The organism is Bradyrhizobium sp. AUGA SZCCT0158 (genome assembly GCF_018130065.1).
In the GTDB taxonomy this organism is placed as follows: Bacteria; Pseudomonadota; Alphaproteobacteria; order Rhizobiales; family Xanthobacteraceae; genus Bradyrhizobium.
On record NZ_JAFCME010000006.1, the window covers coordinates 178,783 to 191,712 of the forward strand.

At 62.9% G+C, this 12,930-nt stretch carries 15 protein-coding genes; 6 read left to right on the forward strand and 9 right to left on the reverse strand.

Annotation, left to right across the window (positions count from 1 at the left end):
• Positions 1-94: 94 nt before the first annotated feature.
• On the forward strand, positions 95-574 hold the full coding sequence (locus JQ574_RS10975; RefSeq protein WP_212209413.1) for a carboxymuconolactone decarboxylase family protein: 480 nt from the start codon (positions 95-97) through the stop codon (positions 572-574).
• On the opposite strand, the gene JQ574_RS10980 is transcribed toward JQ574_RS10975, so the two are convergent.
• The 4 genes from JQ574_RS10980 to JQ574_RS34990 form a co-directional block, all read right to left on the reverse strand.
• On the reverse strand, positions 571-2,148 hold the full coding sequence (locus tag JQ574_RS10980; protein WP_249119250.1) for a M23 family peptidase: 1,578 nt from the start codon (positions 2,146-2,148) through the stop codon (positions 571-573). The two genes, JQ574_RS10975 and JQ574_RS10980, sit on opposite strands and share 4 nt — an antisense overlap.
• Before the next feature lie 64 nt (positions 2,149-2,212).
• Positions 2,213-2,779, reverse strand: coding sequence for an elongation factor P (efp, locus tag JQ574_RS10985; RefSeq protein ID WP_192735762.1), 567 nt, complete (start codon positions 2,777-2,779; stop codon positions 2,213-2,215).
• A 166-nt stretch (positions 2,780-2,945) separates the two neighbouring features.
• A complete protein-coding gene (locus JQ574_RS34985; RefSeq protein WP_249119251.1) occupies positions 2,946-3,278 on the reverse strand; it encodes a hypothetical protein in 333 nt (110 codons plus the stop codon).
• Complete coding sequence (locus JQ574_RS34990) at positions 3,275-3,691, reverse strand: hypothetical protein (protein ID WP_249119252.1); 417 nt, start codon at positions 3,689-3,691, stop codon at positions 3,275-3,277. The genes JQ574_RS34985 and JQ574_RS34990 overlap by 4 nt, the downstream gene beginning before the upstream one ends.
• A 259-nt stretch (positions 3,692-3,950) precedes the next feature.
• Between JQ574_RS34990 and epmA the strand changes: the two genes are divergently transcribed.
• From epmA to JQ574_RS11010, 4 genes are read left to right on the forward strand one after another with little or no spacing between them, the layout of a single operon-like run.
• Positions 3,951-5,003: an EF-P lysine aminoacylase EpmA gene (gene epmA / locus JQ574_RS10995; RefSeq protein WP_212209415.1), complete on the forward strand. Its 1,053-nt coding sequence runs from the start codon at positions 3,951-3,953 to the stop codon at positions 5,001-5,003.
• A complete protein-coding gene (locus JQ574_RS11000) occupies positions 5,000-6,091 on the forward strand; it encodes a lysine-2,3-aminomutase-like protein (RefSeq protein ID WP_212209416.1) in 1,092 nt (363 codons plus the stop codon). The genes epmA and JQ574_RS11000 overlap by 4 nt, the downstream gene beginning before the upstream one ends.
• A 7-nt stretch (positions 6,092-6,098) precedes the next feature.
• A complete protein-coding gene (locus JQ574_RS11005) occupies positions 6,099-6,305 on the forward strand; it encodes a hypothetical protein (protein ID WP_212209535.1) in 207 nt (68 codons plus the stop codon).
• A gap of 27 nt (positions 6,306-6,332) precedes the next feature.
• The gene (locus tag JQ574_RS11010) at positions 6,333-6,572 is read left to right on the forward strand and encodes a hypothetical protein (RefSeq protein WP_212209417.1); all 240 of its coding nucleotides are present in this window, start codon (positions 6,333-6,335) and stop codon (positions 6,570-6,572) included.
• Positions 6,573-6,676: 104 nt separating this feature from the next.
• Here JQ574_RS11010 and JQ574_RS11015 read toward each other — a convergent pair whose 3' ends face one another.
• From JQ574_RS11015 to JQ574_RS11025, 3 genes are all read right to left on the reverse strand, one after another.
• The gene (locus tag JQ574_RS11015; RefSeq protein ID WP_212209418.1) at positions 6,677-7,762 is read right to left on the reverse strand and encodes a 3-deoxy-7-phosphoheptulonate synthase; all 1,086 of its coding nucleotides are present in this window, start codon (positions 7,760-7,762) and stop codon (positions 6,677-6,679) included.
• Between the two features lie 248 nt (positions 7,763-8,010).
• Positions 8,011-8,598 carry an HdeD family acid-resistance protein gene (locus JQ574_RS11020; RefSeq protein ID WP_212209419.1) on the reverse strand — a complete coding sequence of 196 codons (588 nt, stop codon included), beginning with the start codon at positions 8,596-8,598 and terminating at the stop codon, positions 8,011-8,013.
• A 111-nt stretch (positions 8,599-8,709) separates the two neighbouring features.
• Entirely contained in the window at positions 8,710-9,747 is a 1,038-nt protein-coding gene (locus JQ574_RS11025) for a PrsW family glutamic-type intramembrane protease (RefSeq protein ID WP_212209420.1), read from the reverse strand.
• 279 nt (positions 9,748-10,026) lie between these two features.
• Between JQ574_RS11025 and JQ574_RS11030 the strand changes: the two genes are divergently transcribed.
• Complete coding sequence (locus tag JQ574_RS11030; RefSeq protein WP_212209421.1) at positions 10,027-10,800, forward strand: outer membrane protein; 774 nt, start codon at positions 10,027-10,029, stop codon at positions 10,798-10,800.
• Between the two features lie 176 nt (positions 10,801-10,976).
• Here the strand turns inward: JQ574_RS11030 and JQ574_RS11035 are convergent, their stop codons facing one another.
• Together JQ574_RS11035 and JQ574_RS11040 are read right to left on the reverse strand one after the other, a co-directional pair.
• Positions 10,977-12,209, reverse strand: coding sequence for a Zn-dependent hydrolase (locus JQ574_RS11035; RefSeq protein WP_212383524.1), 1,233 nt, complete (start codon positions 12,207-12,209; stop codon positions 10,977-10,979).
• A gap of 26 nt (positions 12,210-12,235) precedes the next feature.
• Positions 12,236-12,631 carry a nuclear transport factor 2 family protein gene (locus tag JQ574_RS11040; RefSeq protein WP_212209423.1) on the reverse strand — a complete coding sequence of 132 codons (396 nt, stop codon included), beginning with the start codon at positions 12,629-12,631 and terminating at the stop codon, positions 12,236-12,238.
• Between the last annotated feature and the right edge of the window lie 299 nt (positions 12,632-12,930).

The following is a 12,930-nucleotide window of genomic DNA, read 5'->3' on the forward strand; positions in this document are numbered from 1 at the left end:
CGACGCAGTTTGGATTTTACCGAAGGTCTGATCTTGCGCGCCATATAAGGGCTCTTATAATAAATCAGCACACTGATAACAGAAGGCAATGAACATGTCACATGCCCGCAAGGAATATAAAGATTTTATGGCGCTGGCGCCCGAGGCCTATGAGGTCGTGCTGGCGCTCAGCAAGGTCGCGGCCGCGGCGGGCATCGACAAGCAACTGCTCGAACTGATCAAGCTGCGCGCCTCGCAGATCAACGGCTGTGCGTTTTGCGTGCAATATCACATCCTGCAAAGCGAGAGCCTCGGCATCTCCGCCGACAAGCTCAACCTGGTCGTGGTGTGGCGCGAGACGCCGCAATTCTCGCCTCGCGAACGCGCGGCTTTGGCGTGGACGGAAGCGTTGACGTTGCTCAGCGGCGGCGTCAGCGACGAGGTCTATGCGCAGGCGAGCGCCGAATTCTCGGAAAAGGAACTGGCCTATCTCACCTCGGCGATTGCCTCGATCAACGTCTGGAACAGGTTCGGCGCCGCCTTCCGCTGGACCCCGCCGGCGCGGCAGAAGCCGGTCGGCGCTGCCGCGTCCTAGTTGTCGCCCTCGCTACCTTCCTGCGGGTCGGGCCGGATCACGTCTTGCGGCTGGGCGTGGGCGACAGCGGCGGGCGCGACAGGGTCGGTGCCGAGCTCGCGCCCTCGACCGCGCAACAGGCGCTCATAGGCCGAGATCAGCGTGGTGTAGGGATTGACCCAGATCCAGCCGTCCCGCGTGAACACCTGCACGTCGAAATGCAGATGCAGCGAGGTGCCGTTGGGAAAGTCGAGATAGTTCGAGGCGACGCCGATTTTTTCGCCCTCGGCGACCTGGCGGCCATTGAGGATGCCGTCCGCGTCCAGGCTGGACGGATTCATGTGCATGTAGCGGAAGCGGATATGTTCGTTGCGTGTGTTGACCTGCAGCGTTGCCGCCTGCTGCTTCAGCGAACGGATCAGGACGCCGTCGCGAACCGCGACGACCGCCTGCTGCTTCGGATCGCAACTGCCCGGGCTTTCGCTGTTCTGCGCCATGCACGCACCCGGACGGATGTCCTGCCCCTGATGGCCGAAACCGGCGGCGCATTGGCCGACCTCGAAACTGCGCGCCTCGCAGAAATTGTCCTGCCAGGGATATCCGCGTTCGTCGGGTTTGCGTTTGCCGAAGGCTTGCGAGCGGGCGAAGGCGGGCGCCTTTTCCAGCGGAAACCGGATCTGAGAATAGCTGGTGAGATCGGGACGGCCGCCGCGCTTGCGCGCGCCGCTGTTGGCGACGATGTCGCCGCTTGGGCGATAGGTGAAGTCGGGGGAGGGTACGATCGGCCGCTCGGCAATCTCGGACGAAATATCCCGGCGCGGCCGCGACGGCTGGCCGCCGGTGATGCGCAGCGCCTTGAGGAATCGTTCCGCGACCGGATAGGCCTCCCGGCAGGCCAGCCGCCGCGGGCGCGGCGTCGAGTCGAGGCACTGGATCGACACCACATAGGGCACGCCGAAGCGCGTGAAGGCGTAGCGCACATAGCCTTCGCGGATGAAGCGCCGCAGGTCCGGGAATTGCGCCGCCAGCGCCTTGACCGGCTCGCCCTTGCCGGCGAGCGGATCGGCGAGGTCGTAGGTCAGGATCGAGCCCGTGATCTGCACCTCGACGGGCTTGGCGTAAGTCCGCTGCGGCATGCCGTCGCCCGCGCCCGGCTCGAACGAAAACATCGCATCGTAGCCGGCGGCGCCGGCGTGGAACAGATCGGCGGGGCGGAAGTCGGCTTGATAGCGCGATACCGACAGGGTGTCGGGGACGCCGTTCTGGCGGGCATCGAGATAGCTTGCAGTGTCGAACGGCAGCAGCACCGGAACAGGACTGCGTCCGATCCCCGGGAAGACCGGCGAGGTGATCGCGTTCAGTTGCACCAGCGCCGGCATCGAGCGCGGGTCCCAGCGGGGCGCCCGCCGCTGGCTGGCAAAGGTGAAGGCGGACGCAACCGCAGGCTCGGTATTGATCTCGGAACGGAGCTGATCCAGCACCGCGCGCCATTCGACGCGGACGGCCGAGATCGAAGGGGTCCGGAACTCGTCGGCGAAAGCGCCGACGGCGCAGGCGGGAAGCAAACAGAAGGCTGCCAGCCAACGGGACAGCAAGCGGACAGCCTTCGTACCCAATGCATCGCCCCCTGGCGCATGCCCCGTTGTCTAACTCTGGCGCCTAGTCCTTGGCGCGCTCGACGTAGGAGCCGTCCTCGGTCATGACCACGATCCGCGTTCCCGTTCCGACGTGCGGCGGCACGTTGGTGCGTACGCCGTTGGACAGGATAGCAGGTTTGTAGGACGACGACGCGGTCTGGCCCTTGGTGACCGGCTCGGTTTCGACAACTTCCAGCGTCGCGCGCTGCGGCATCTGGATCGCCACCGGAACCATGTCGTGCAGCGAGAGCTTCACCGACATGTTCTCCTGCAGATAGGGCGCCGCCGAGCCGATGATTTCCTTGGACACCTGGACCTGGTCGTAGGTCTCACCGTTCATGAAATGAAAACCGTCGGCGTCTTCATAGAGGTAGTTGAAATTGTGATCCTCGATCGTCGCCTTCTCGACCTGGTCGGTGGTCTTGTAGCGTTCCGAAATCTTCACACCGTCGCCTATCCGGCGCATTTCGATCTGACTGACCGGAGTTCCCTTGCCGGGATGGATGTTTTCGGCGGTCAGAACCACATAAAGCTTGCCGTCTTGCTCGATGACGTTGCCCTTGCGAATTGAACTGGCGATGACTTTCAAAGCGGTTTTCCTGAATTTCTGGCCTCCGACCCGTCAGGACAATTGTGTCCCGCGGCCAATGAGGCGGTTTCGGGCTGCAACATACTGATTTGCCCTCCAGATACCAGCCTTTTGCGGCCCGTTCCGGCAGGTTGCCGTGGGTCCCGATCGCGGGCCTGCTTCCTGGTTATTTCCGCTTGGGGCGAGGGGACGTGAAGGCCTGGGCGTTGTGTGCGGCAAAGGCGGCGGGCACCGTAAACGTCCCGGTTTTCAGGTCATAGGCGCACCACCAGTCCTCGATATAGGGCCGCGGCTTGTCTTCGCCCTGGGCGTCGAAGGAAAGGCTGATCACGACGTAGCGGCTATCAGGCCAGTGCTGGCCGAGCCACGCGTAATTGTCGTCCAAGCCTTTGACCAGGGCGGCAAAGACGTGACTGAGCGAATCGCGCTCCTTGGGGTCGCGACGCAGTTTTTTGGATGCCGGCAAGCCCCAGAAATAGTCCCAGGCCATCTCGCTCAACGGCTTCGGCGTGGCGGAAGTGAATTCAAATCCGTTCCGCCGGTACAGGAACAGCGTCTGGAAACCGGCACCGGTTTTCTGCATGCGCACCAGCCACCGGCTGTTCGGAGTAAAGCGAAAGCCTGCGGGATAGCCTGCGGATCGATGCCTTCGCCGGCATTCAGCAGCGAGGGGTGTCGACGCCCCTCGTCGAAGGTCCAGAACTGGAACAGAAAACCTTCATCGCCCTTGTCCGCGGCATATTGCTCAACCCGAATTTGCCCGTCGGGTGCGGTGAAAATGTCATCCGCCTCCGTCTTCAGTTTGAACTCAGGCCTGGGGCCGGTCGCGCTGGCGGGCGCTGGCGTGGCGAGGACGAACAACAGCATACCTGCCAGCAGAAGCCCTGTTCGTCGTAACCAGCCGCCAAACATCGTACGTTCCGTTCCATTTTGCTGCCCATTGGACTCGCCAATGGCCGCGAGGTTCAGGGCGCAACTTGAAGTTCGCGGCGCCGATCGCGCGAATGGACAAGACGTGCGTCTTTCGACATGACAGACGGACCGGAAGTGGGGTATCCGCGGTGTTCCCGGCACGGCTGCTTTGCCGCAGAGAAAGTTAAATAATGTCAACGGTATACGGCGATATTCTGAACGTTTTCATCGGTTCGCGCGCCGCTCCGGCTGGTTGCTGATGTCCGGGATAGACCAGCCATCGCCATGGTGGTCGCCGGCGCGGCACGCCGACCGGAAGCCGTTCCTGATGGCGCGGGCCGCGATCACGAAGGGCTTGCGAGCCTGGTTCGACGAGCAGGGGTTCGCCGAGGCCGAGACGGGCATCCTGCAGGTCTCGCCGGGCAATGAGACACACCTGCATGCGCCCCGGACCGAACTGACCGGTGGAGACGGAACCCGCGCGCCGCGCTATTTGCGGACTTCACCGGAGTTCGCGGCCAAGAAACTGCTCGCGGCGGGCGAAGACAAGATATTCGAGTTTGCACGCGTGTTCCGTGACCGCGAGCGCGGCGATCTTCATTTGCCTGAATTCACCATGCTGGAATGGTACCGCGCCAACGCGGCCTATGACGCCATTATGGCCGACACGATTGTGGTCATCGCCCATGCAGCGCAGGCGACGGGCATCGGGCAATTCTCGTTTCGCGGCCGCATCTCCGATCCCTTCGCCGAGCCTGAATTGCTGACGGTCGCGACCGCGTTCGAGCGGTTCGCCGGGATCGACTTACTGGCGACGGTCGCGGATGGCGAAGGGGATCGCAGGGCGCTCGCCGAGGCTTCAAAATCGCGGGTGCGGGTTGCGGACGACGACACCTGGTCCGATATCTTCAGCAAGGTCCTGGTCGAGCATATCGAACCAAATCTCGGGCAGGGGTGTTTGACGGTATTATTTGAGTATCCAGTGCCGGAGGCAGCGCTGGCGCGCGTGAAAGCGTCCGATCCGCGTGTGGCCGAGCGGTTTGAGATCTACGCTTGCGGCGTCGAGCTCGCCAACGGGTTTGGCGAATTGACCGATGCCGCCGAACAGCGTCGTCGTTTCATGCAGGCGATGGACGAGAAGGCGCGGCGTTACGGTGAGCGCTATCCGCTCGACGAGGATTTTCTGCAGGCGGTCGCCGTGATGCCGCAAGCCAGCGGTGTCGCGCTCGGTTTTGACCGGCTGGTGATGCTGGCAAGCGGTGCGCTCAGGGTGGATCAGGTGGTATGGACACCACCGGCGGGAGAAGCATGAACAGGATCGATCCGAAATTGGCGGCGACGTTGCGACAACCGGCGGAACTCGTCGATTGCGATCTTGCGCCTGCGGCGGAACTGGCCGATCTCGAACGGGTTGCGGCGCGCTACGCGATTGCGGTGACGCCCGATATCGCTGCGCTGATCGACACCGACGATCCAAACGACCCGATCGCACGGCAGTTCATCCCAAGCACGCTGGAACTGGTGCAGGAGCCCGGCGAGCGCGCCGATCCGATCGGCGATGACGCCCATTCACCGGTCGCCGGCATCGTTCATCGCTATCCGGATCGCGTGCTGTTCAAGCTGGTTCATGTCTGCGCAGTGTATTGCCGCTTCTGTTTTCGCCGCGAGATGGTGGGACCCGGCAAGGCAACGGCGCTGTCGGACAACGCCTATCGCGACGCGCTCGACTATATCCGGATGCATCCCGAGATCTGGGAAGTCATCCTGACCGGCGGCGATCCCCTGATGCTGTCGCCGCGACGGATGGCCGAGATCATGGCCGACATCGCCGCCATCGATCACGTCAAGATCGTCCGCCTCCACACCCGCGTGCCGGTCGTGGCTCCCGCGCGCATCAGTGACGAGATGGTTGCGGCATTGAGGGTTGGCGGTGCCACCACCTGGGTCGCGGTTCACGCCAACCATCCGCGTGAGTTGACGGCGGAGGCCCGCGCCGCTTGCGCCCGGCTCGTCGATGCCGGCATTCCCCTGGTGAGCCAGTCGGTGCTGCTCCGCGGCGTCAATGACGATGCGGCGACGCTGGAAGCCCTGATGCGGACTTTCGTCGAATGCCGGATCAAGCCCTATTACCTGCACCATGGCGATCTCGCGCCGGGAACCTCGCATCTGCGCACCACGATCGAGCGCGGACAGGAACTGATGCGCGGCTTGCGCGGACGCGTTTCCGGGCTATGTCAGCCCGATTACGTGCTCGATATTCCCGGCGGCCACGGCAAGGCGCCGATCGGCCCGCATTATTTGTCGCATCCAAATTCCCGGGAGCGTGAACTATCCTCGGAAACGCGTTACCGTGTCGTCGATTATTGCGGTGACGTTCACCTCTATCCGCCGAAGCCGTGAACCGGCGATGACGGACGGGGATGAGAGAGGCCAGAAGCAGGCGGAAGACGAGAGCAGCCGCGCGATCGAAAACGCGGTAATGCTGGCTTTCTTCGCGGTGCTGGTGGCAGCCGGTATATGGTTGCTCAGCACGATGGCCGAAGTACGAAAGGCGCAGGATTGCGCGGCCCAGGGGCGTCGCAATTGTGGAACGATCGATGTTCCGGCGCGATAAATCAGAAATGAGAACGGGAGAACCGAAATGCGAAAAATAATCCTGTCAGTGGCGCTTCTGGTTCTGACCGGTAGTCCGGACGTATTCGCGCAAGGCTCAACGGTGCCGAAAAATTCAGACAAAGTGATCCAGGCGCCGATCGGTCATCGCCAGCCACGCGCCGCCGACGTTCCCGAACCAAAGAACATGAACGATCCGAACGATCCCCTGAGCAAGGAAAATGCTTTGCTGGATCGCAAGATCAAGAGCATCTGCCGCGGCTGCTAAGGCAGCGCCCTCGCCCATCACGGTACATCGACTTGACGGGCCAGAATCTGCTTCAACTGTTTTGAGCAGACTCTGGCCGTAACGTTTTGTTCGAGCGCAATGTCTTAGGCGGACCGTTCGTTGAATGGCCGGCGCGCCAAGCTTCGTCTTGCCTCGACGGCGTCGGCCAGCACGTTGAGCGCCTGCACGGTGGTTTCCCAGTCGATGCAGCCGTCCGTGATGCTCTGACCATAGGTGAGCGGCTTGCCCGGCACGACATCCTGGCGGCCCGCGACGAGATTGCTCTCCATCATCACGCCGGTGATGCGTGCTTCGCCAGCGGATATCTGCCTGGCGATATCGGCCGCGACCAGCGGCTGGTTCTCGGGCTTCTTGCTGCTGTTGGCGTGGCTGGTGTCGATCATGATCCGCGGTGTCACGCCGGAACGGGTGAGTTCGGCTGAAGCGGCATCGACGCTGTCAGCGTCATAGTTCGGCTTGCTGCCGCCGCGCAGGATGATGTGGCAGTCATCGTTGCCAGTCGTAGCGGCGATCGCCGAGCGTCCGCCCTTGGTGACCGCCATGAAATGGTGGGGATGCGACGCCGACTTCACGGCCTCGGCCGCGATGCGCACATTGCCGTCGGTTCCGTTCTTGAAGCCAACCGCGCAGGAAAGTCCGGACGCGAGCTCGCGATGGATCTGGCTTTCCGTGGTTCGCGCGCCGATCGCCGCCCACGCCACCAGGTCGGCGATGTATTGCGGCGTCGTCATGTCGAGGAATTCGGTGCCGGCCGGCAGACCAAGATTGTTCACCGCCGAAAGCACGTTGCGCGCGAGACGCAGGCCCCTGTTGATGTCGAAGCTGCCGTCGAGGCCGGGATCGTTGATCAATCCTTTCCAGCCGACCGTCGTGCGCGGCTTCTCGAAATAGACGCGCATCACGATCTCGAGGCGGTCGGCCAGCCGCTCGCGCAGGGCGACGAGGCGTTCGGCGTATTCCACGGCCGCAGCGGGATCGTGCACCGAGCAGGGGCCGACGACAACCAGAAGCCGGTCATCGGTTCCGTTCAGGATCGCGTGGATGGCGTTGCGCGCCGCCATCACGATGCGCGTGGCGGTCAAAGTGCGCGGTATCTCGCGCATGACCTCTTGCGGCGTCGTCAGCTCTTTCAGTTCGCTTATTCGAAGATCGTCGGTGGTGCTCAACACGGCTCTGGCTCCTGTTTTGAAGAACCTGCCGGCCAATAAAAAAGCCGCCAGGATTTGGCGGCTGTTCGGACTTTTTGCTGCAATTATTTAGATTGCGCGTGATCCTCCCACCGCCAGCGAGCTGTCGAAGCTAAAATACCAATAGTTGCTGGCGGCGATCATGATCATGGTCGGCTCTATAGCTCACGCATCGGGACTTGTCATCCCCTATTCGGCGGGGGAGTTGGCTCGCGCAGCGCCAGCCCGTGTCAGGCCTTGCGCGCGGCAAGCGCCATGCCGACCAGCGACGCGCCGCCGAGCACCAGGTTGATCCCGACCAGGAGACCGATCGCCCATTCCGCTGAACCCGGCAGGCCGGCAATGATCAGGAACGAGATCAGGAGGTCCATCACTCCGGAGACCAGCAGCCAGGACCAGCGCCCGGACAATTCGCGGCGGTGCTCCAGCGCGTACATGATGGTGGTGACGCCTTCGATCAGAAAGTAGGCGCCGAGGACGATGGTCAGCGTCAGCACGCCCTGCATCGGCCGCGCCAACAGCACGAGGCCGGCGAGCACGGCAAGTGCCGCCGAAAACAGCGACCACCAGAAGCCCGGCATCTGCCGCGCCCAGTAGGTGACGACCAGCCCGGCGATGCCGCTGATCAGGAACATCCAGCCCAAGAAGATTGCAACCGCCAGGCTTGCCAGCGGCGGCACGATCATCGCGGCCAGGCCGAGCACCGCCAGCAGAATGCCTTCGAACAGGAAGGCTTTCCAATGCGTCTTCACGGCAGCGTTCATCTCGGACTGCAATTTGGCGATGTCTTTGGGCAGCCTATCTTGGGGAAGGGTCATCACAGCTCTCCCGCTACGCGCGGGCTGATACTAGAGCGTTTTGCAGCGAACAGGAATGGTTGGCGCGAGGAATTGGACGGGAGGAGAACGCGTCCAATTTTAGCTGACGCGCTAACCAGCCTCGTTCGCCGACGAAAAGCCCTCCGACGTCGTGCGCATCCGGTTGCGGCCAAAAACGTAGACAGCCGTGGTTGCGACCAGCAGGGCGAGGCCGAGCAGGATCGATGTGAAACCGATCGGGATCAGCACCAGCGAGGCGTTGCGTTCCGGGTTGATGAACCAGTGGTGCAGCGAGGTCAGCAGGAACGACACGCCCGCAAAGCCGGCACCGCCGCCCACGACCAGCAGCGCCCACATCCGCCGCAGCTGGCTCAGCCGCTCGCGCGCAACTTCCGTGCGCGGCGCGTGATGGCGGCCGACGCGCCGCACCAGCCGCGCCGCAAATCCGATCGAGCTGAAGCCGATGATCAGGCTGGCTGTTCCCAGCATCATCCGCGTGGTGGAGCCGAGATCGGGATGCTTTTGCAGAATCAGCAGCGGAAAATCGAACGCCGCATGCAGCGCGACCGGCGCAAGCAGGGCCAGCGTCCAGCTCGAGATGCGGGCGAGATCGCGATTGTGCCGGTTGGCACCGAGTGCGGTGCCGGCACGTGCGATGGCGATATAGGCGCCGGCGATAATGCCGAGCGCACCGTGGAACGGCACGGTGAGGACGCTGCGCAATGCCGCCAGCGATCGCCACATGTCGGCGTGCTGCACCAGGTAAGCGAGATTTTCGTAGGCTGCGAATCCGAGGCCCGCGGCCGCGCCGTAGACGACGGTGTCCATCGGATCGGCAAAGGTGCGGCGCTTCCACGACACTCCGATGATCACGAGCACCTTGACGATCTCCTCGGGCGCGGCAACGCCGAACACCGAGCGGAGCCCCTGGGTCATCCAGGGATTTCCGGGGACCGCGAGAATCGCTGCGAACGGCGCCCGAGCGATTCCCAGTAGCGAAATGCTGGCCGCGCCCAGCACGAACGCGATCCACACCTGCGCCGGCGGGCCGGGGCGCTCGTCAGCGGCGATGACCAGCCACAGCAAAAGCAACGCGGGCGCGATCGCGGCGACGCCGATGACAGTCGGGAGGGATTGCAGCAGGAGCATTTGGGGGACTTTGTTCGGATGGATCGAAAATGGCCGTAAATTCAGCGCTTTGCAAGGAAAGCGAACGCGACTTGTTGTCGCCAAAAGGTGAGGGGTACGAACCGGCTAACCCGAGCGTTTGGAGGTGGATTTCCCAGCAATTCGGGAGCGGGCAAGGCCGTTGAGCAGGGGAGTTTCGAGCTTGACTCTTTCCTCCTGACTGTGACCGCCGCGCCACAGCATTAACTGCCTAATTCGTCTACAACCATTGGCAGCAATTGTCGCCCAAGGGGAATCAACATGAAGAAATTTGCACTGGGAATGCTTGCAGCTGTCGCGATGACCGGGTCGGCTGTCGCGGCTGACATGGCCCCTCGTTACACCAAGGCGCCGCCTCCGGCTCCGGTCGTGGTGTACAACTGGACCGGCTGCTACATCGGCGGCAACATCGGTGGCGGCTGGGCACGAACCTCGCAGCAGCGCACCGACGTCCTCGCTGTTCCACCATTCGCGGCCCCGGCCAATTTCGGTTCAAGCGATGGTAGTGACTTTGTCGTCGGCGCTCAGATCGGCTGCGACTACCAGTTTGCTGGCAATTGGGTGCTCGGCATCCAGGGCATGTACAACTACGCGCGCATCGACAGCTCGCATTTCCTGACGGACTTCCCGGCCTTCCGGTCGGATATCGAAAACAAGGACATTTTCACGGTCACGGGCCGGCTGGGTTATCTGTTCACGCCCCAGCTGCTCGGCTACGTCAAGGGCGGTGGCGCCTGGACCCGGTCTGACTATGTGATCTTCCAGCCGGGTGGCGTGCTGGTGTCCGAAAACGCGTTTGGCGTCAACCGCAGCGGCTGGACCGTCGGCGGCGGCCTCGAATGGATGTTCGCTCCGGGTTGGTCGGTGTTCGGCGAATACAACTACATGGACTTCGGTCACAAGGACGTCGCGTTTACGACGCCCGTCATCGGGGCATTCCCGGACCGTGTCCGCACGAAGCTGGAAGTCTCCACGGCTCTGGTTGGCGTGAACTACAAGTTCAACTGGGGTGGTCCGGTCGTCGCCCGGTACTGAGCTTTCAAGGAGAGCTGGTACCAGGTACTGAGTTCTTCCCGAGACTAATTAAAAGCCCCGGCATCGTCCGGGGCTTTTTTTGTTCGGGCAAACGCTCGGAGATGACCGTCGTGGAGTCGGCTTGGCGCGCAGCGAGGCTGATTTCGACCTGCGGGGCGCAATGGGAGCGTACCCGCTTAGCCCGCCAGCAGGCGCCGGCAGGCGTCGACAAACACTGCGGCGCCGGTGACGATGTCGGCGTCCGCCGTGTTCTCGGTCCAGTGATGGCTGATGCCGCCGATCGAGGGTACGAACAGCATGCCTGACGGCATGATGGTCGAGAGAATCTGGGCGTCGTGACCGGCGGCGCTGGGCATGCGGATCGACCTGCCACCGGCAAATGCCTTGCTCGCAGCTTCGATCGCTTGCTGAAACGAGGCGTCCATCATCGCGGGCGCGCCGGTGCGAATGCGCTCTACCGCAACCGTGCAGGGGCCGCGCGCGCTGACGTCGACGGCCATGCTTCGCAGCAAAGCCTCCAGGCGATCGATCACAGCGGGATCGTCGTCGCGAATCTGGAACAGCATTTCCGCAGATCCCGGGATGATGCTCGGCGCACCCGGATCGAGCGTGATCGAGCCGGTGGTCCAAACCGTGCGCGACCCGCAGGCTTTCGGAAACCGTTCGTCGATATCGACGCAGAATTTCGCCAGCGCGAGGCCAGCGTCCTTGCGCACGGCCATCCGCGTCGTGCCGGCGTGGTTTTGCTCGCCGGTGAAGGTGATCCGGTATTGCCAGATACCGACGATGGAGGTGACGACGCCGATATTGAGCGCACCGCCCTCGAGGGTCTGACCCTGTTCGATATGCGCCTCGAGATATCCGATGTGACGCCCGCGTTCGGCCGTGGCGCGCGGACGGCCGGCGAGGCCGACCCCGCGCAAGGCGTCGCGCATGCTGCGATCGCTGTTGCGGTCGCGCGCGGCGTCGACGTCAGCCTCGGTGAGCGCGCCGACATAGGAACGGCTGCCGAGGAAACTGCCGAAATGGCCTTCCTCATCGCACCAGGATGCGACCTCGACGGCGCCCTTGATGTTCGGGTCGGAATTGATGACGCGGGCGGCTTCAAGCGCATAGATGACGCCCAGCGGACCATCGAGCCAGCCCGCGTAATTCTGGCTTTCGAGATGCGAGCCCGCCAACAGCTTCGGCCCCGGTTTCGTGCTGGTGCCCAGCACGTTGCCGATGCCGTCGATCTCGGCGGCAAGGCCCGCCTCGGGAAGCCGCTGCACCAGCCATTCCAGCGAGCGCATATGCGGCTCCGAGAAGGTCGGCTTGTGGACACCGGTCTTGTAGGTGCCGATGCCACGCAGCGCATGAAGGTCTGCGAGGACGCGGGCGCCGTCGAAGGGCAGGGTCTTGTCGGGCATGGCTGGTGCCTCTCCTTGATTGGCCGTCAGGGGCCGGTCGGCTTGCGATAGACATCCTTGGTCGCGAGCCGTCCATCGCGAAACGTATAACACTCGACGCCGCGTTGTTCGCGCTGCTCGCCGGTGGCGCGCACGGTTTCGCTGACACGGAACGTCATGAAGGTCATATCACCGGCGTGATGATAGGCCACGTCATGGAAGCGTTGCGCCGAGAACAGGGCCTTTTGCTCGGCGAGATGTTCGGCAATGGCGGCGGCGCCGGCGAGGGATTTGGTCACCGCCAGACCGTCGTGAAAGGTCCAGAGAAAGTCAGGCGTCACTACGGAATAGAGCGCAACCATGTCGCCCTTGAACAGGGCGCGCGCGAAGCCTTTGAACAGCTCATCGCGTTCGGTGGAGGAGGGCGCCATGATTTTATTCACGCTCCAACAATCCCTGGCTGAGAATGTGTACCGGCTGACAAACTTTTTTCGATCGCGTGCGGCAGCAGAGCGAACCGGTGCGCACGAGTCAAATCTCTAATATGTTGAGGCGGTTGTAACGCACCTGACGCGACGGATTGGTCCCACACGCGAGACATCGTTCAGAAGAATGTTTGCGTCGATCTCTTGACGGATTTTAAATCTTCTGCGCATACCAACGCCCCTTCGCCGGAATCCGCCGGCGCTCTAAAGGACCGAAGCCATGTTGAGCCTGCGCTCACATATCGTCGCGAAAGCCG

Bases quoted from the DNA above. Each gene is read 5' to 3' on its own strand.
- JQ574_RS10975 (WP_212209413.1), top strand. From the start codon at position 95: ATGTCACATGCCCGCAAGGAATATAAAGATTTTATGGCGCTGGCGCCC.
- JQ574_RS34990 (WP_249119252.1), bottom strand. From the start codon at position 3,691: ATGTTTGGCGGCTGGTTACGACGAACAGGGCTTCTGCTGGCAGGTATG.
- epmA (WP_212209415.1), top strand. From the start codon at position 3,951: ATGTCCGGGATAGACCAGCCATCGCCATGGTGGTCGCCGGCGCGGCAC.
- JQ574_RS11000 (WP_212209416.1), top strand. From the start codon at position 5,000: ATGAACAGGATCGATCCGAAATTGGCGGCGACGTTGCGACAACCGGCG.
- JQ574_RS11005 (WP_212209535.1), top strand. From the start codon at position 6,099: ATGACGGACGGGGATGAGAGAGGCCAGAAGCAGGCGGAAGACGAGAGC.
- JQ574_RS11010 (WP_212209417.1), top strand. From the start codon at position 6,333: ATGCGAAAAATAATCCTGTCAGTGGCGCTTCTGGTTCTGACCGGTAGT.
- JQ574_RS11020 (WP_212209419.1), bottom strand. From the start codon at position 8,598: ATGACCCTTCCCCAAGATAGGCTGCCCAAAGACATCGCCAAATTGCAG.
- JQ574_RS11025 (WP_212209420.1), bottom strand. From the start codon at position 9,747: ATGCTCCTGCTGCAATCCCTCCCGACTGTCATCGGCGTCGCCGCGATC.
- JQ574_RS11030 (WP_212209421.1), top strand. From the start codon at position 10,027: ATGAAGAAATTTGCACTGGGAATGCTTGCAGCTGTCGCGATGACCGGG.
- JQ574_RS11035 (WP_212383524.1), bottom strand. From the start codon at position 12,209: ATGCCCGACAAGACCCTGCCCTTCGACGGCGCCCGCGTCCTCGCAGAC.